Annotated in this window: 21 protein-coding genes; 14 read left to right on the top strand and 7 right to left on the bottom strand. The window is 43.4% G+C overall.

The features are described 5' to 3' along the window. Window positions 1-484: 484 nt before the first annotated feature. Window positions 485-904 carry a nucleoside-diphosphate kinase gene (locus BM176_RS09930; RefSeq protein WP_090102364.1) on the bottom strand — a complete coding sequence of 140 codons (420 nt, stop codon included), beginning with the start codon at window positions 902-904 and terminating at the stop codon, window positions 485-487. Window positions 905-1,151: 247 nt separating this feature from the next. Between BM176_RS09930 and BM176_RS09925 the strand changes: the two genes are divergently transcribed. After that, complete coding sequence (locus BM176_RS09925; protein ID WP_090102363.1) at window positions 1,152-2,156, top strand: DHH family phosphoesterase; 1,005 nt, start codon at window positions 1,152-1,154, stop codon at window positions 2,154-2,156. Window positions 2,157-2,183: 27 nt separating this feature from the next. After that, window positions 2,184-3,071, top strand: a complete 888-nt coding sequence (locus BM176_RS09920; RefSeq protein ID WP_090102361.1) for an FKBP-type peptidyl-prolyl cis-trans isomerase — start codon at window positions 2,184-2,186, stop codon at window positions 3,069-3,071. A 73-nt stretch (window positions 3,072-3,144) separates the two neighbouring features. Here the strand turns inward: BM176_RS09920 and cdaA are convergent, their stop codons facing one another. Together cdaA and folP are read right to left on the bottom strand one after the other, a co-directional pair. Continuing rightward, on the bottom strand, window positions 3,145-3,951 hold the full coding sequence (gene cdaA, locus BM176_RS09915; RefSeq protein WP_090102359.1) for a diadenylate cyclase CdaA: 807 nt from the start codon (window positions 3,949-3,951) through the stop codon (window positions 3,145-3,147). Between the two features lie 32 nt (window positions 3,952-3,983). After that, a complete protein-coding gene (folP, locus tag BM176_RS09910; RefSeq protein ID WP_090102357.1) occupies window positions 3,984-4,835 on the bottom strand; it encodes a dihydropteroate synthase in 852 nt (283 codons plus the stop codon). A 70-nt stretch (window positions 4,836-4,905) separates the two neighbouring features. Here folP and BM176_RS09905 point away from each other — a divergent pair, with 70 nt between their 5' ends. The 6 genes from BM176_RS09905 to BM176_RS09880 all read left to right on the top strand — a co-directional run bounded on the left by BM176_RS09905 (window position 4,906) and on the right by BM176_RS09880 (window position 9,314). Beyond that, window positions 4,906-5,994 (top strand): BT_3928 family protein, encoded by a 1,089-nt coding sequence (locus BM176_RS09905; RefSeq protein WP_090102355.1) that lies wholly within the window; start codon window positions 4,906-4,908, stop codon window positions 5,992-5,994. A 3-nt stretch (window positions 5,995-5,997) separates the two neighbouring features. After that, a complete protein-coding gene (locus BM176_RS09900; RefSeq protein ID WP_090102353.1) occupies window positions 5,998-7,050 on the top strand; it encodes an ABC transporter permease in 1,053 nt (350 codons plus the stop codon). Window positions 7,051-7,206: 156 nt separating this feature from the next. Beyond that, window positions 7,207-7,725 carry an RNA polymerase sigma factor gene (locus tag BM176_RS09895; RefSeq protein WP_090102351.1) on the top strand — a complete coding sequence of 173 codons (519 nt, stop codon included), beginning with the start codon at window positions 7,207-7,209 and terminating at the stop codon, window positions 7,723-7,725. Next, window positions 7,712-8,209 carry a hypothetical protein gene (locus BM176_RS09890; RefSeq protein ID WP_090102349.1) on the top strand — a complete coding sequence of 166 codons (498 nt, stop codon included), beginning with the start codon at window positions 7,712-7,714 and terminating at the stop codon, window positions 8,207-8,209. The genes BM176_RS09895 and BM176_RS09890 overlap by 14 nt, the downstream gene beginning before the upstream one ends. A 44-nt stretch (window positions 8,210-8,253) precedes the next feature. Next, a complete protein-coding gene (locus BM176_RS09885) occupies window positions 8,254-8,772 on the top strand; it encodes a DUF4252 domain-containing protein (protein ID WP_090102347.1) in 519 nt (172 codons plus the stop codon). 23 nt (window positions 8,773-8,795) lie between these two features. Beyond that, window positions 8,796-9,314: a DUF4252 domain-containing protein gene (locus BM176_RS09880; RefSeq protein ID WP_090102345.1), complete on the top strand. Its 519-nt coding sequence runs from the start codon at window positions 8,796-8,798 to the stop codon at window positions 9,312-9,314. A 40-nt stretch (window positions 9,315-9,354) separates the two neighbouring features. Here the strand turns inward: BM176_RS09880 and BM176_RS09875 are convergent, their stop codons facing one another. Both BM176_RS09875 and BM176_RS09870 read right to left on the bottom strand, forming a co-directional pair. Next, window positions 9,355-9,642, bottom strand: a complete 288-nt coding sequence (locus BM176_RS09875) for a DciA family protein (RefSeq protein ID WP_090102343.1) — start codon at window positions 9,640-9,642, stop codon at window positions 9,355-9,357. 24 nt (window positions 9,643-9,666) lie between these two features. Then, the gene (locus BM176_RS09870) at window positions 9,667-10,749 is read right to left on the bottom strand and encodes a DNA replication/repair protein RecF (RefSeq protein WP_090102340.1); all 1,083 of its coding nucleotides are present in this window, start codon (window positions 10,747-10,749) and stop codon (window positions 9,667-9,669) included. Between the two features lie 182 nt (window positions 10,750-10,931). Between BM176_RS09870 and pdhA the strand changes: the two genes are divergently transcribed. The 5 genes from pdhA to BM176_RS09845 all read left to right on the top strand — a co-directional run bounded on the left by pdhA (window position 10,932) and on the right by BM176_RS09845 (window position 14,521). Continuing rightward, complete coding sequence (gene pdhA, locus BM176_RS09865) at window positions 10,932-11,942, top strand: pyruvate dehydrogenase (acetyl-transferring) E1 component subunit alpha (RefSeq protein WP_090102338.1); 1,011 nt, start codon at window positions 10,932-10,934, stop codon at window positions 11,940-11,942. Window positions 11,943-12,078: 136 nt separating this feature from the next. After that, window positions 12,079-12,777 (top strand): tetratricopeptide repeat protein, encoded by a 699-nt coding sequence (locus tag BM176_RS09860; RefSeq protein WP_090102336.1) that lies wholly within the window; start codon window positions 12,079-12,081, stop codon window positions 12,775-12,777. A gap of 23 nt (window positions 12,778-12,800) precedes the next feature. Continuing rightward, a complete protein-coding gene (gene ribH / locus BM176_RS09855) occupies window positions 12,801-13,292 on the top strand; it encodes a 6,7-dimethyl-8-ribityllumazine synthase (RefSeq protein WP_090102335.1) in 492 nt (163 codons plus the stop codon). A gap of 72 nt (window positions 13,293-13,364) precedes the next feature. Beyond that, entirely contained in the window at window positions 13,365-14,084 is a 720-nt protein-coding gene (locus BM176_RS09850; protein WP_090102333.1) for a (Fe-S)-binding protein, read from the top strand. A 23-nt stretch (window positions 14,085-14,107) separates the two neighbouring features. Beyond that, a complete protein-coding gene (locus BM176_RS09845) occupies window positions 14,108-14,521 on the top strand; it encodes an EVE domain-containing protein (protein ID WP_090102331.1) in 414 nt (137 codons plus the stop codon). Here the strand turns inward: BM176_RS09845 and BM176_RS09840 are convergent, their stop codons facing one another. Next, a complete protein-coding gene (locus BM176_RS09840; protein WP_090102329.1) occupies window positions 14,522-15,364 on the bottom strand; it encodes a phosphatase PAP2 family protein in 843 nt (280 codons plus the stop codon). Between the two features lie 79 nt (window positions 15,365-15,443). Here BM176_RS09840 and BM176_RS09835 point away from each other — a divergent pair, with 79 nt between their 5' ends. After that, window positions 15,444-16,133: an SIR2 family NAD-dependent protein deacylase gene (locus BM176_RS09835; protein ID WP_090102327.1), complete on the top strand. Its 690-nt coding sequence runs from the start codon at window positions 15,444-15,446 to the stop codon at window positions 16,131-16,133. 48 nt (window positions 16,134-16,181) lie between these two features. Here the strand turns inward: BM176_RS09835 and BM176_RS09830 are convergent, their stop codons facing one another. Continuing rightward, window positions 16,182-17,510 (bottom strand): saccharopine dehydrogenase C-terminal domain-containing protein, encoded by a 1,329-nt coding sequence (locus tag BM176_RS09830; RefSeq protein WP_090102325.1) that lies wholly within the window; start codon window positions 17,508-17,510, stop codon window positions 16,182-16,184. Between the last annotated feature and the right edge of the window lie 242 nt (window positions 17,511-17,752).

Raw genomic sequence — 17,752 nt, 5'->3', positions numbered from 1 at the left:
AGTGTTCGGGGCGGCTTCGGGGTTTGACCGCCTTTTGGGCGTAGGTAGAGCGGGGGTAGAGCGCAGGTAGAACGGGGTTAGAACGGTTCCAGTCGATCTAACCCCGTTCTACCTGTGTTCAACGTGTGTTCTACCTACGCCCAAACCCCGAAGCCACCCCGAACTCTCCCGGAAGACACCAGCAATTTGCATAAGTTTAGCTATATGCTTAGTGGCATAAAAGATTAGCCCTTAAGCTTATTATAAGAAAAGAGGATAAATGAAGGGTCTGGGAATTTCGTAGATTGATGTGTATCCCATCAGGGGAAGCTTAAATGAACAAAGTTTACAAACGGAGAGGGGAGCTATTATATCCTGACAGAAAATATTATGTAAGATATTTTAGTAATTAATTGGTTTTGAGTTATTTAGAATATGTTTTCAAACAAAAATGGGCTGTATCAAATACGATACAGCCCATTTTTTATAATGTTCAACCTGGAACTTAGAATTTTTCCAGACCGGAAAAGAAGAAATCGCCTTCGATTTGAGCATTTTCGTCTGAATCAGAGCCATGAACAGCGTTACGGCCAATTGATTCAGCATATTGCTTGCGGATAGTACCTTCTTCTGCATTAGCAGGGTTGGTAGCACCGATCAGTTTACGGAAGTCTTCCACTGCATTGGTTTTTTCCAGGATAGCAGCCACAATGTGACCACTGCTCATGAATTCTACGAGTTCGCCGTAGAAGGGTCTTGCACTGTGTACTGCGTAAAATTCACCTGCTTTCTGGGTAGAGAGCCTGGTCATCTTCATAGCTACGATGCGAAAGCCTGCAGCATTTATTTTGTCCAGAATACCACCAATATGCCCATTTTCAACGGCATCTGGCTTAATCATTGTAAAAGTTCTGTTAGTCGCCATATAATTTAGAATTCCTAATTACCTGATTTTGCGCGCAAATGTAACCAGAATTTGATTAGGGATAAAAAAAAATGACCGAAAAGGCCCCAATCAGGCACTATTAAGTATTATTGTGGAAATCACCAACCTAAAAATTTTGAAATTCTCTGCTAATTAGAGAACTTCGCACTTCATTTTTCGGTAAAAACAGTTATATTTTATTATTAATATAAATATTGCAGCCATCTGCACTCATTAAAGGATAAGCATGAAGAGGATTGAGGAAATTAAGCCTTTGCTGGAAAGCCCTAAAAAAGTAGTCATTACTATGCATCAGAAACCAGATGCAGACGCAATGGGTTCTTCGCTGGCCTTATTCCACTATTTGAAGCAGAAAGGGCACGATGTAACTGTTATTTCTCCTACTAATTTTCCCGAGTTCCTTGAATGGATGCCGGGTTCTAAGGAAGTACTGGATTTTGAATCAGCCCAGGATAAGTCGTTAAAAGCGCTGGAAGGGATAGAATTGTTGTTTTGCCTGGACTTTAATGCGTTGTACCGCACAAAAAGCATGGAACCTTACCTGGTGGCATTATCCTGCATTAAAATACTGATAGATCATCACCTGGAGCCGCAGCCCGACTTTGATTATGGTGTGAGTGATACTACGGCTTCTTCTACGGCACAACTGGTTTATGAAACCATTTATAAGCTGGGAGATGAAAAGTATATTAATGAAGACATGGCACAATGCATTTATGCGGGAACCATGACAGACACCGGATCTTTCCGCTTTGCGTCTACCTCAGCCAGGGTACACCGTATGGTGGCAGACCTGTTTGACCGTGGACTGAAGCATGAAATTATCCACCAGGCTATTTACGACAACTTTCTTGAAAACCGTTTACGTTTTCTTGGGCATAGCCTGCTGAACCGTATGGAGGTGTATTATGAATATAATACTGCCCTGATAGCAATACCGTATACAGACCTGAAGCGTTTTGACCTGCAAACCGGAGATACAGAGGGAGTGGTAAACTATCTGTTATCTATCCAGGGAATCAAGTTGGCCGCTCTGATCATTGACCGTCATTCAGAGGTAAAGCTATCTTTCCGTTCTAAAGGAGATGTTGACGTAAACACTTTTGCCCGTAAATACTTTGATGGTGGCGGCCATTTCCATGCAGCCGGCGGACACAGCCCGGATTCACTGGAAAAGACCGTACAGCGTTTTATCGAAGCCATTCAGGAAAACGAAGAAATATTACAATAGTCATTTCAATCCTACTAATAAAGTAAAATGAAAAAGAACAATCAGTTTTTAGTTGCAGCCTTAGGCCTTATCTTGGCTAGCTGCGGTACCGGCGGAGTTAAAAAAACTCCAGGTGGCGTGGAATATATCGTTCATAAGTCAGGCAGCGGTGCGCAGCTAAAGCTGGGTGATACCGTCCTGATGAACATAACCCAACGTCTTAATGATTCCCTGTTAGCAGAATCACGTAAGGTAGTAGGAGCTCCGGTGCCTGTACTTATTGCAGCATCCAAAGAGAAATACGACCTGATGGAAGGCCTGGCCTTGTTGAAAGAAGGCGATAGCGCTACTTTCTTCATTCCTATCGATTCTTTACCTCAGCACCTGCCATTTGGTAAAAAAGGCGACAAGCTGAAAGTAACTTTCGCAGTAGTAGGTAAATATTCTTCTGCTACACAGAAAGCTGCTGACGAAAAGGAAATTAAAAATTACCTGGAAACAAATAAGCTGAAAGCTACTCCTACTCCGGAAGGCGTATACGTTGCTGTTAGCCAGGAAGGTACCGGTGAACAGCCTAAAGCTGGTGATACCGTGTATGTTCATTACACTGGTAAATTACTGAATGGTAAAGTGTTTGATTCCAGCCTGGATTCTACATTAAGACCAGGTATGAAACTGGAACCAATTAAGTTCCCTATTGGCCGCGGTTTCGTGATCAAAGGATGGGATGCTGGTATCGGTTCTCTGAAAAAAGGAAGCAAAGCTACTCTGGTAATTCCTTCTACACTTGCTTACGGTTTACAGGGTAGTCCTCCGGCAATACCTTCAAACTCTGTACTGGTGTTTGAAGTTCAGCTGATAGATGTGAAAGCTGGTGGTACAGAAGCACCTGCTGCTCCAGCTGGTTTAATGCCTCCTGCTCAGGGTAAGAAATAAGTAATTATAAGTATAAAAAAATAGCCTGTATCGTAAGTCCGATACAGGCTATTTTTATTTTAATATCTCACATTCAACCATCCACCAGAACCTCATATAATTTTACTTTCAATTCTTCCAGTGATACATCCTGTACCAGGTTTCCATCCTGCGCATATGAAATAGTCCCCCTTTCTTCAGATACAATAATCGCTACATTATCACTATGTTCCGTAATCCCTACCGCAGAGCGGTGACGCAACCCAATACGGTGAGGTAAATTGGGATTTTCAGATACCGGTAATATCACTTTAGCCGCGAGAATCTTATTACCTACAATGATCAGTGCACCATCGTGCAGTGGACTGGCTTTTCCGAAAATACTTTCCAGCAGTTTTGCATTGATATTACTATCCAGTGCAATACTGGAAGCAGTATCAAATTTTACACGGTAAGTGTTGGCAATAACGATGAGTGCTCCTGTGCGGGTGCCAGCCATGCGACCAACTGCGGTAATCACTTCGTTAATAATATTCTCTTCTTCCTTATAACTTTTAAATTTATCGGGAAGGAATAGTTTAGTGAAAAAACTGTCTTTACTCAGGGGCGCTTTTTTTCCTAATACAAGTAAAAACTTACGTATTTCAGGTTGGAAAATAATGATGATGGCAATTAATCCAACGTTAATGAAATTCTGCAGGATAGTAGTAAGAATAGGCATCCGCAGTGTTTCCACAATGAAGTAAGCTAGATACACCATTAATAAGCCGACGAAGATATTAAAGGCGAGGCTGCCTTTTAACAGACGATACAATTGTATCACCAGTAGGATAACAATCGCCAGGTCCAGGACATTAAGCCAATTGAAACGATAACCGTAAAAATGAAAGAATTCCTGCATAGATCGTAAAAATAACTAATTAAAGCTGAATACTACACCTTTTGCATGTACTCCCATATCCTGATAACTTCAGCAGCAGCTTTTACATCGTGTACCCGTAATATGCCGGCTCCCTGCTGCAGTGCCAGTGTATTTAACACCGTAGTACCATTGAGTGCATCGGCAGGTGTATTGTCCAGCAACTTATAGATCATTGACTTGCGGGAGATGCCTATCAGCAGTGGACAATCAAGGATCTGGAATACAGACAAACGTTTAAGCAACGTATAGTTATCTGCGATGGTTTTACCAAAGCCAAACCCGGGATCAATAATTAAATCTTTAATACCCGCAGCCAGGCATGCTGCTTTTTTGCGGATAAAATAATCAAGCACATCCAGCGCCACATCCGTGTATTGCGGATTATGCTGCATGGTACCGGGAGTACCCTGCATATGCATGGCAATATAGGGCACCTGTAAACGGCCAGCGGTGGCCAGCATCTCAGGATCAATATCGCCGGCGCTGATATCATTGATGATAGCTGCGCCGGCCTGTATAGTTTTTTCTGCCACAGTGGCGTAGTAGGTATCAATGGAAATGATCACCTGCGGATAATATTTTACCAGTGTTTCTATTGCCGGCAGCAGTCTTTCCAGCTCTACTTCAGGTCCTACATCCACTGCGCCGGGACGGGTGCTCTGAGCTCCTATATCCAGGATGTGAGCCCCTTCACGGAGGTGCTGGGCGGCTTTTTCCAGAATATGCTCCATGTTTTGTGAGCGACTACCGGCATAAAAGGAATCATCCGTGATATTGATGATGCCCATAATGACCGGACTTGCCAGATCTAACGCTGCACCGCGGCAGTTGATCGTCTTATTGGTGCCGTTCTGTTTTTCCATTTACCCGTTTGCTTTTTATTGACTATTTTGCCAGACAAAAGTATAATAATACTTAAAATAAAGGTTATCCATGAAATTGCTCCTGAACCTATTAAGAATTATCGTTGGCCTATTGTTTATATTTTCCGGGCTGATCAAGGCAAACGATCCGCTTGGACTTAGTTATAAAATGGACGAATTTTTTGAAGTGTTACATTTAACATTTCTGTCGCCCTTTTCACTGGTGTATTCTGTGACAATGAACACCTTTGAGATCGTAGCCGGCGTGGCCCTGTTACTGGGTTACCGTATGCGGATATTCTCTGTACTGTTATTACTGCTGATCGCTCTCTTTACTTTCCTGACTGCTTATGCACTGTTCAGCGGTACGATCAGGGAATGCGGTTGTTTTGGCGATTGCATTAAATTATCTGCAACAGAAACTTTCTGGAAAGATGTGGCGCTAACGGTGATGATCCTGGTGATCTTTGTGTATCGTAAAAGGATAGAACCGCTATGGGGCAACAAAACCTCCAATTCATTGATGATCCTTTCACTGGCAGGCGCACTGGGCTTACAGTGGTATACACTGGCACATCTGCCTATTGTGGATTGTCTTGGTTATAAAGTAGGGAATAACATTCCTGAGAAAATGAAACTGCCGCCAGGGGCACATCCGGATGTATTTGAAACGGTGCTGGTGTATAAAAAGGATGGAGTGGTGAAAGAGTTTACTTCTGAGAATTATCCGTGGTCCGACAGTACCTGGGTATTTGTAGACCGTCGCGATAAGCTGGTAAAAGAAGGGGATGGGGAACCTCCTATCAAGGACTTTATTCTTACAGACCTGGATGGAGCGAACCAGACACAGGCTATCCTGTCTGAACCGCAGCCGGTATACCTGTTCCTGGTGCAGAATGTTGACAAAGCAGGTAGTGGCTGGGATAAAAAGATGGAGGCTTTACAAAAGCAATTTCAGGAAGGTAAGATCTATATTTATGGGGTGACAGCGTCTTCCAAAGAAGAAATTGCCGCCTTTTCAACCGCACATGGCTTAAAGTTCCCATTTGTGCAGATGGATGGTACCGCTATTAAAACAGCAGGAAGAAGCAACCCCTGTCTGATCTTACTTGAAAAAGGTACTATTAAGGGCAAGTGGCATTATCACGATATACCTTAAACTATGTTCAGATTCCTGCTGCATAAACTCAGTTATGGTTTACTCGTGTTACTGGGTGTGGTGATGCTGGTGTTTTTCCTGTTCAACGTATTGCCCGGAGATCCGGCACGTTTAACACTGGGACAACGGGCCGACGTCACCTCCCTGGAAAACGTGCGGCGGGAATTACATCTGGACAAGCCTGTTCCGCTGCAATTCCTTTTATATCTGAATGATCTTTTACCGGTTAGCGTACATAATGAGCAGGAAGCTGCCGGTACATTACATTATATTACCTTGTTCCACTTCAGTGGCGATAAAATCATCGTATTAAAAACTCCTTATCTGCGCCGTTCTTACCAGGGTAAAAAGGATGTGTGGGAAATTCTGACAGAAGCACTGCCGGGTACCCTGATCCTGGCTATTGCTGCGATGCTTTTTGCCACTGTTGCCGGTATTACATTAGGAGTATTATCTGCCGTGAAGCAGAATACCTGGATGGATACCGGGGCTGTTTTTGCGAGCGTGGTAGGAATTTCTGCACCCTCTTTCTTTACGGGCATTGTGCTGGCCTATTTATTTGGTTTCGTATTGAGTGACTATACGGGGTTACATATGACCGGTAGCCTGTTTGAAACAGATGCTTTTGCCGGCCGTACATTGAATCTCCGGAATTTAATATTACCGGCTATTACGTTGGGTATCCGTCCACTGACCATTATTGTGCAGCTCACGCGTAGTGCCATGCTGGATGTATTGCATCAGGATTATATCCGTACAGCCTATGCCAAAGGGCTTACTGAAAGGGTGGTAATATTCAGGCATGCGCTGAGGAATGCACTGAATCCGGTTATAACGGCTATTACGGGCTGGTTTGCAGAATTACTGGCAGGTGCATTCTTTGTGGAATACATCTTTGGCTGGAAAGGGATCGGGAAGGTGACAGTAGATGCCCTTGAAAAATTTGATTTCCCGGTGCTGATGGGATCTGTATTATTTACTGCGGGGATCTTTGTGATCATCAATCTGCTTGCAGATCTTTTGTATAGTATCATTGATCCCAGAATAAAATTATGATTTCCGGATGATTCTTATGTATGATATGAGAGTCCTGTAACTAAAGCTATAATCTTCAACGGGTTAATATCCTTCTCAAAAAAAGTTTCTTTTTTTTGTAACAAAGTATTTTATGAGGCGTCTTCCCTGTATAAATGTCCTGTAAGTATTTAAATTATGTCATTATCAAGGTTTCTTTCACAGGTAGTACCAATCAGGCAAAAGCTCTACCGCTTCGCTTACCACCTGTTGGGTAATGAGGAGGATGCCAGGGATATAACACAGGATGTGATGATGAAGGTGTGGCAGCAGCAGGAGCGTATGGCGGAACTGGAAAATATGGAGGCCTGGTGTATGAGGATTGTGCGTAATTTGTCGCTCGACAAGATGAAGGCCCGGAAATACCGTCGCTCGGAAGATCTGGACAAGGCAGGGGAGGTAGCGGCAGTGCATCAGCAAAGTCCGCATATGGCAGTAGAGCGGCAGGACGTAATGAACCGGGTACATACGACAATTGCGGAGCTACCGGAAAAATACCGTACTATTATACAATTACGTGATATTGACGGGCATACTTACCAGGAAATAGGAGAGATTCTCTCTATTGAACTGAGTGAAGTAAAAGTGAATCTGCACCGCGCAAGGAAAGCGGTACGTGAAAAATTACAAAAACTGAATGTGTATGGAGTACAATAAGATCAGGGAGTTACTGGAAAGGTACTGGGAGGGAGAATCTTCTTTGGAAGATGAGGAAATGTTGCGGAGCTTTTTTGCTTCGGAACATGCTGATCTACCTCTTGATCTGCAGGAAGCGCAGCCTTTATTCCAGTATTTCACTGAAGAAGCAAACCTGGAATTACCTGCATTGCCGGCAATGGAAACAGTAATAGCGCAATTGCCGCCAGTTATAAAACAGCAGCCCTGGGAGCACTGGATGAAATATGCCGCTATTTTCCTGATAGCTGTCGGGCTGGGATATGCAGGCAGACAATTTCAGGCTAAGCAACAGCGTATTGATGTTGTGATGGCACAACAGGATACCTATGATGATCCGCAGAAAGCATTTGCAGCCACACAGAAAGCATTACGGTTGCTGGCGAAGAACCTGAATAAGGGAACATCGCAGGTGCAGAAGTTGTCTTATTTCAATGAGGCAACTGAAAAGATCAAAGCAGATTAACATCAACGGCCATTCTAAAATCTGATAATAAAAATCTAAAAAACATGAAACGCTTATTACTAGCGCTGTTGCTGGTCATTGCCAGTACGCAGCTTTTTGCCCAACAGGGAAGTGCCATTGACAGGTTCTTCCAGAAGTACGAAAGTGACCAATCCTTTACGCTGATCAGTGTTACGCCTAAAATGTTCAGTATGTTCACCAAGCTGGATGTGAATAGTGCCGAAGGTCAGAGTTTTATGAAAGTAATTAAGAAGATACGGGGATTGAAGATCCTTGCAAAAGAAGATGCCAAAGACGGTTCCCGTTTATTCCAGGAAGCAACTTCCCAGCTGACGAAGGAGTACGAAGAACTGATGACGATCCGCGATGGAAAGGATGATCTTCGTTTTATGGTAAAGGAAAATGCGCAGGGAAACATTGCGGAACTGATAATGCTGATAGGCAGCCCGAATGAATTCCTGGCAATGAGCCTTGTAGGAGATATTGATCTGGGAGAGATTAGCCAGATAGCCGGAGGAATGAATATAGAAGGATTTGATAAGCTGAAAAAACTAAAGAAATAATCACCCTTTTAATCTAACGGAAAATGAAATACTGTGCCATCATTTTAGTGTTCTTTTTATTAGCGGTTAGTCCGGCTATTGCTCAAAAGAAATGCCTGCGTAAATTTTACCGTGAACAGCGCCGCAATGGACATGGCGAAACTTTCAAAATAGGGTTGGGGCGTGTAACGCTGAAGTTTGCCAGCCTGGTGATTCCTGCAAACGTGATGGAAGAAGATGGTATACCATTGAAGCATTTGTTATCTAAAGTACACCGGTTGAAATTGTATACTATTGCAGGTAATCCGCAAGATTCAACGGTAGAAACTGCAGCTATAGAGCGATTGAAACAAACGCTGGTAGAGAAGGAGCATTTTGAATCACTTGTAGAAGTAAGGCACCAGGGTAGTATTGTTCATTTAATGAATAAGGGGAAAGGTGATGATGTAGGGAACCTGGTGGTATTAATACAGGATGAAAATGATTTTGTGATCTTACATCTACGCACGGATCTGGAAATGAAAGATATCAATCAGTTGGTACAGCAGTTTGCAAAGAATTAAAAAGGTATTAAACATCAGTGGGCCCGCTGATGTTTTGCCATTAGCGGATGATAACTTCTCTTACAAGTTTTTCACCCAGCATTTCATTTACGAGTTTGATGATTTTATCTTTAGAGTAGTTAAGTTCCTGTTTAAGTGGAGCCACAGTAGTAGTGATCATTAATTTGCCATCGATCAGCTGTATATTTTCTGTGTAGCGCGAAATAGTTTTACCCATCATCTGTTCCCAGTTCTCCTGAATTCTTACTTCTGTAAGCCTGGGTTTCATTCTGCTCTTATCCATAAATTCTTTCAGAGCATCTCCCATTGATGTAATTCCGTGTCGCATGTGGCAAAGATACGGAATCCCTCACTACCTCATCTCCACGAGTTGAAAACTATCCTGATTTTCTTTAAAAGCATCCAGTAATCTTTCCGAGTGAGTATCTGTAATAAATACTTGTCCGTATACAGGGCTGCTTACAAGGTTTATAAGTCTTGTAACTCTTTCCTGATCCAGTTTTTCGAATACATCGTCCAGCAGAAGCAATGGTGGAAACTGTTTGTATTGTTTAATCACTTCATACTGTGCCAGCTTCAGTGCAAAGAGGAAACTTTTACGTTGTCCCTGCGATGCGCTTGACTTCATTGGATGATCATTTAAGAGAAATAAAAGATCATCCCGGTGAATACCACCGGTAGTTCTTTGCATGAGATGATCTTTATATCTGTTGGTTTTTAATAATTGCGAAAATGATTGTTCATGCAGGCCACACTGATATTGAATGCTTACCACTTCGTGATGTCCCGCCAGGTAATCGTACAGTTTTTGTACCTGTTGGATGAATGCAGGGAGAAAGTCGCGGCGCGATTCGAATACAGGAGTACCGTGTTGAATCAGCTGTTCATCGAAAACGTCCAGCAGGGCATCCTGACTGCGGCCCTGTGAAGCGATGGTTTTAAGCAGGCTATTTCGCTGCTGGAGTATTTTCTGATATGTGATAAGGTGTTCCAGGTAACCGGGATGGAGCTGGCAAAGAAGGGCATCCAGCCATTTGCGGCGTTCCTCACTACCGCCAAGGATGATCTCCGCATCGTCGGGAGCTATCATGACAGCAGGGAATTTACCTATATGCTGGGAGAAGCGTTCGTAATGTTCATCATTGAGGGCAATATCTTTTTTGCCGTCTTTGAGCGTACATACGATCCTGTTTTCCTGTTCACCTTTATCCAGAATCCCATCCAGCCGGAACCCGTTGGTCTGGTATTGGGTATTCTGGATTTCGCTGCTGGTAAAGTAGCTTTTTGTAAAGCAGAGATAATAAATAGCATCCAGGAGGTTTGTTTTACCGGAGCCGTTGCGGCCGGTAATGCCTATGATACGTTTATTGAATCCGAAGTGTTCCCCGGTATAATTTTTAAACTGGACAAGTGATATCTTTCTGAGCAACAACAAATTATCGTACGGATTAGCAGTTATGAATTAAAAATAACCTTATTGCGAACAGTCCTGAAACACTAAAAAGCCGGCTGAAGGGCCTTTTCTTATCTATAATAGTGGCCTGCTAACGTTACAAAGTTGCAAAGTATTTAGTTTTTAGGATTTTCCTGTTATATTTGCGGACAAATTAAGAAACAGTGGCTACAAAAACAGACGTAAAGACGAAATATACCAAGGAGACGTATTTGTACTGGTATGAATTGATGCTCTTGCTGCGCCGCTTTGAAGAAAAAGCCGGCCAATTGTATGGAATGCAGAAGATCCGTGGTTTTTGCCACCTGTATATAGGACAGGAAGCGATAGCAGCTGGAGCGATGTCAGCAACCCAACCTGGAGATAAATTCATTACAGCTTACCGTGATCATGCGCTGGCTATTGCAAAAGGAATGTCTCCTGATGCTTGTATGGCTGAGTTGTATGGTAAAGCTACAGGATGTTCTAAGGGTAAGGGTGGTAGTATGCACTTCTTCTCTCTGGAGCATAATTTCTTCGGCGGTCATGGTATTGTAGGCGCGCAGATCGGTACTGGTGCAGGTTTGGCATTTGCTGAACAGTACAAAGGCACTGATAACGTAGCGCTTTGCTTCTTCGGCGATGGTGCTGCCCGCCAGGGTATGCTGCATGAGACATTTAACATGGCTATGCTGTGGAAACTGCCGGTAATATTTATATGTGAGAACAACATGTACGCGATGGGTACTTCAGTAGAACGTACATCCAACGTACTTGACATCTATAAATTAAGTAACGCTTACGATATGCCGAGCGATACTATTGACGGTATGAGTACAGAAGCGGTACATGAAGGTGTGGAAAGAGCTGTAAAGCGTGCACGCGCAGGCGAAGGTCCTACCTTACTGGAAATCAAGACTTACCGTTATCGTGGTCACTCTATGAGTGATCCTGCTAAGTACCGTACCAAAGAAGAAGTAGAGGATTACAAGGAAAAAGATCCTATCAACCAGGTACTGAAGACGATACAGAAGAACAAATGGGCGACAGAAAACGAAATTGAAGCAATCAATGAGAAGGTAAAACAACAGGTAGAGCATTGCGTGGAATTCGCGGAAGAGTCCCCTTGGCCTTCTGATGATGAGCTGCTGAAAGATGTATATACCCAGGAGGATTATCCTTTCATTGTAGACTAATAATATTTAAAGGTTAGCGGTCCTGTCCGTTCTGAACGGCGGAAGATTCGCTAACCTTTTTTATATTTGCGGGCGACGGCTATTGCCGGACACCTGTACCTTAATAAGAAATAACAATTTAACGCTCACAATTACAATGACCGAAACAACACATAAAGCCGCTGATGCTCCTGTAACGAAGGACTTCCAACTGCAAGATTCTGTACATAAGGCGGAAGATTTCTATTACAAGAACAAAAATGTCATCAACATTGCCCTGCTGGTAATAGTAGTGGTAATTGGCGGTACTTTTGCCTACAACAAGTTCATAAAGGCTCCTAATGAGAAAAAAGCGCAGGACATGGTATTCCATGCACAGCAATATTTCGAGCAGGATTCTTTTAAACTGGCACTGAACGGTGACGGTAATAATTACGGTTTTGTACAGGTACTTGATAAATATAGCGGCACCAAAACCGGACAGTTATCAAAATATTATGCTGGTGTTTGTTATGTAAAGCTGGGCGAATTCCAGAAAGGAGCAGATCTGCTGACTTCTTTCAGCGGAGGAGACCAGATAGTACAGGCAATGGCTTACGGTTTAGCCGGTGATGCTTACATGGAACTGGGTAAAACCGACGACGGTATCAATTATTACAAGAAAGCAGGTCATTACAGTGATAATGAACTGACAGCTCCCACTTTCCTGTTCCGTGCAGGTCTGGCCCTGGAAAAAGCAGGTAAACCTGCTGATGCCATTGAGTTGTACAAAGAAATCCGCACAAAATATCCGCAAACAAACGAAGGCCGTGAAATGGATAAATACCTGGCACGTTTGGGAGATGTGAGGAATTAAGAAGGTTTGATCATAGCTGAATCATGTCAATACATAATCAAAGTTTATTGAACGATACTGGCATTCTCAATTTAGAGGATGCCAGTGTCGTTATAGTGTATACCGAATGGAATGATGCCGTAATTAATGAGCTGGTGGCTGGATGTGAAAGGTCTCTTGCTCAGTATAACGTATCTAAAATCACTAAAATTAAGGTGCCGGGTGCATTTGAGTTACCCTTTGCCTGCAAACAATACTGGGAGCGTACACAGGGTACCGGTAACCAGCCGGGAGCTATTATCGCTTTCGGATGTGTAATCCGCGGAGAAACCCCACATTTCGACTATGTATGCCAGGGAGTAACACAGGGGCTGATGCAGCTGAATGTAACTTTGCCGGTACCGGTAATATTCGGAATTTTAACGGTAGATAATATGCAGCAGGCAGAAGACCGGCTGGGTGGAATCCACGGCCACAAAGGGGAAGAGGCTGCTATTACAGCGCTTAAAATGATTAGCATGGTACGGGGAATCTGAAACTGCGGTGGAATGTAGCATACTTCTTGTAGATTGCAGCCACTATACAGGCTTTAATTAAAGACTAACTCAATGAACGTACAGCTTTTTATTCCTTGTTTTGTAGATCAGCTGTTTCCTGAAACCGGCTTCAATATGGTGAAGGTGCTGGAGAAGCTGGGATGTACGGTTAGCTATAATGCCAATCAGACTTGTTGCGGGCAGCCGGCTTTTAATGCGGGATATTGGGATGAATCGCGTGCCGTGGCTACCAAGTTTGTAAAAGATTTCCATACATTCGACTATATAGTGGCTCCAAGTGGTTCCTGCACAGGTTTTGTGCGTAACTATTACAGTAAGCTATTTGATAATTCTGCGGTACATAACGAAGTGAAATTACTCCGTAAGCACCTGTATGAATTCACTGAATTCTTAACAGATGTTCTGCATGTATCAGATCTTGGTGCTTCTCTGAATGGCGTAGCCACCTATCATGATGCCTGTGGGGCACTTCGGGAATGCGGTATCAAGGAAGCCCCCCGCAAATTATTGTCTAAAGTGAAGGGGCTGGAACTGCGTGAGATGAATGATTGTGAAGTTTGTTGTGGCTTTGGCGGTACTTTTGCCGTTAAATATGAGCCAATCTCCATTGGTATGGGAGAGCAAAAAGTGAATAATGCCATCGCCGCCGGCGCTGATTATCTCATTTCTACTGATCTTTCCTGCCTCATGCACCTGGATGGCTACATCCGTAAGCATGAACTGAATATTAAAACAATGCATATTGCAGATGTACTGGCCAGTGGCTGGTAATCTCTCTAAAAAAATACCGGACAATGAATTACTGGCTCGTTAAATCAGAACCTTTTAAATACTCCTGGGATCAGTTTGTAAAAGATGGTAAAACCTTCTGGGATGGTGTGCGCAACTACCAGGCACGCAATAACCTGAGAGGTATGGCAAAAGGAGACCAGGTATTGTTTTATCACAGTAATGAAGGAATGGAAGTAGTGGGCATTGCTAAAGTAGCAAAAGAACATTACCAGGATCCTACTACACCAGATCCAAACTGGGTAGTGGTAGATCTTCAGCCAGTGAAGCCGTTGAAAGTTCCGGTTACGCTGGTGCAGATGAAAGCGGAAAAAAGGCTGGCGAATCTCTCTCTTATCCGCCAGGGACGTTTATCCGTTTGCGCTATTACTCCGGAAGAGTTCCAGACTATCCTGGAAATGGGAGGAATGAAAAAATAATTATCTCGCCGCAGCCATTGCTGCCAATGTTGCCTTCTTTTGTTCCTGCTGCCTGTGGTGGCGGTAAATACCTTTGGTAACAAAGTAACCAAGAGAAGCACCTATCCATACATCACTGCTCCAGTGCCTGTTTTGATACATGCGTGTTACGCCTGTAAGACCAGCAATGCTATAAGTGACCCAGGGTACCCAGGGGTGGTCTTTCCCATATATTTCTGCCAGAGAAGTAGCTACACTCGTAACCGTGAGCATATGTCCGGAGGGGAAGGAAGTATGTTCCTTACCGGTTGTAAAAGGCGGATCGTAACTGAAAGGAGTATCGTAATAGGCAGGGCGTCCTCGGCGGATCACTGATTTCGCTGTCACATAGATCAGTGTGGAGATTACCAGTGATTTGGCTGTCATCAGGGAGCCATGTTCCAGTTTCCTGTCGTGTGTAACTACCCCGGCCAGGTACATACCACCCACCAGGAATGGCGAATAGGCGTTACCGAAAGGCTCTATTTCGTTCGTTACGCTGGTCCAGAATTGCTGTTGATTATGAACAAACACCTGCTTAACACTATAATCGGAAATCATTAGCAGTCCGGCAACCCCCAGTACACCACCCAGTTTGGCAAAATCCCGGCCCTGCCAGTGAGCAGGTCTTGCTACCGAATATTTCAGGTCACCCCATACACTGCGGAGGTATGTACCGTTCAAACGGTACCGGATTAGGGTATCTGCTGCAGTTAAGGTATGCTTTGTACTGTCGGTATGCAGAAGAGTGGTGTCTGCTTGTGCATATGAGCTAAGGTGTGCAAACAGGGAAACACCCAGGATAAAACTATAAATGATCTTCAAAAGCTGTTATTTAATGGGTGCAAAGTTAATCGAAAAGTGAAATCCCGTAACTTGTAATTATAAATTATACGACAAAAAGATGAAAACGAAATTAGTTGTGTTAACAGGCGCTGGTATCAGTGCGGAAAGTGGATTGAAAACATTCCGTGACAGTGATGGGTTGTGGGAAGGGCATGATGTATATAAAGTAGCGTCGCCGGATGGGTGGAATAAGGATCCGCAGCTGGTACTGGATTTTTATAATCTGCGCAGGAAGGATGTAAAAGCTGCGCAGCCTAATGCTGCCCATATAGCGCTGGCAGAATTACAGGAGCAATTTGATGTTCAGATTATTACACAGAATATTGATGATCTGCATGAACGTGCCGGTTCTAAGAAGGTGCTGCATTTGCATGGAGAGATTCTGAAAATGCGGAGTGTACTGGATGAGAACTGGAATTATCCGATAGAAGGAGATATCCGGATGGGAGATATAGCTGAAGATGGTGGTCAGATGCGGCCTGATATTGTATGGTTTGGTGAAGCAGTGCCGAAGATCGTAGAAGCATCAGATCTTGTAATGCAGGCAGATATTTTTGCGGTGATTGGTACTTCGCTGGTGGTATATCCGGCAGCTGGGTTGCTGAATTATGTAGCAGCGAAAGTGCCTGTATATGTAATAGATAAAAGGTTGCCGGAGGTAAGTCCCCGTGCACGGCTACATCTCATAGAAAAGCCTGCAACTGAAGGGGTGATAGACTTCAGGCAGGCGTTGGCAGCATTTAAGTAATAATAAAGTGCCCTAAAGCTCCGGATGGAGCTTTGGGGTCATTCCATACTATTCAAAGCTTTCTTCAAAGCGGATATTATAATCTTCCAGTTCTTTCAGGACGGGATTATAAATGTCTGGCAGGATGGGGATGTGTAAACCAGTGAGATTAAACTTCTCCTGCAGCAGCAGTTTAGCCATAATACCCAGTGGTAAACCTACTGTTTTAGCCATTGCAGTACGCATATTATCTTCACCTTGTGATATCATGAAGCTATGCAGCCGGGTGGTCATTCCTCTCCGTTCAAACTCAATTTCATGCATCATCACAATCATGTCTTTATCCGACTGTTCCATGCTCAGTTTGGATTCCATGATAGTTTGCAACAAAGTGGCGTTGGTTTGTTCGCCCTGGTTAATTACTTCACCATTTAACAGTCCCAGGTATTTCAACTGCCGGATTATTTTTGACTTTGCACTGATTCCCAGATGATTGGCAATATTTTCTTCATTACTCAGTTGCTTATCAATAACCTTCATGTTCTGGGTAGTCCATTTGTAGAAAGTAAGATCATCTGTCTGTATTTTTTGGGTATCATCAGTTAATCCCAGTTTCACCAGGGTGCTCCATCCTTCACAGAAGTCGGGGTAACGGAGGGTAGCACGCATGAAAGTAGGAATCTCTTCCAGTTTATAAGCACTCATATATCCCACGGAATCCCGGTTTGGGTAATAAGCTAATTTGCCCAGGCTGGGGATATGGATGGTTTTGGACTGATCGAACAGGTGTTCGTAAGGAACTTCCTTCACTTTTCCTTTATCCCGGTAAGTAGCACCGGAGCTACCGGCGAGCACTATGTTGCGGGCATTCCAGGATATTTTATACTGCCAGGGGTTATCATTACTTTCCGGGGAGATTAGTCCGCCGCAATACGATCTGAACGCAGAGATTTGCCCACCTTTTTTCTCAATGGAATGGATGAGTTTCATAGCGCTCATGTGATCGATGCCGGGGTCCAGTCCCATTTCATACATGAACAGGAGGCCTGCTTTTTCGATCTCTTTTTCCAGTTTCTGCACCTCCGGATCTATGTAAGAAGCGGTGAGCAGATTTTTGCCAAACTGCAGGCAGTCTTTTGCTACAATTATGTGCAACGGAGGAGGTAGTAGAGAAATGACAAGATCTGTTTCCTGTACTAGTTTTTGTCTTGCAGATTGATCTTTGATATCGATCGCTGCAGGAGTAACGTAGTAAGATTTACCAGTCTTGGATTTGATCAGTGCCAGATCATGATCCGCAACAGTCACATGCCATTTCTGCCTTGGAGCATTCGCCAGCAGGTAATCGATGAGGCAGGTGGCCGACTTACCGGCACCAAACAATAGAATATTCTTCATAATACTTTGTTCATCTTTGGTTTAGTATAGTTTCGGAACAGGGATTTAACATAAGTTCTGATACTAATGTTCGAAAATTCAGCAAATTTTGCCTGTTAAAGAGCTTAATTTTAATTGTCCGTCCATGACACTCTGATTCTCATGGGGTTAGAAACAAAATGTTTGCCAATATTTTAATTTCCCAATATTTCTCTTTTTTAAGATATAATACAATTATTAAAAGAGTTCCTGCAAATTAATGA

It is taken from the genome of Chitinophaga sp. CF118, from assembly GCF_900112615.1.
GTDB lineage: Bacteria > Bacteroidota > Bacteroidia > Chitinophagales > Chitinophagaceae > Chitinophaga.
Note: the sequence above shows the minus strand (reverse complement) of the source record. Positions and strands in the feature narration are given on the sequence as shown.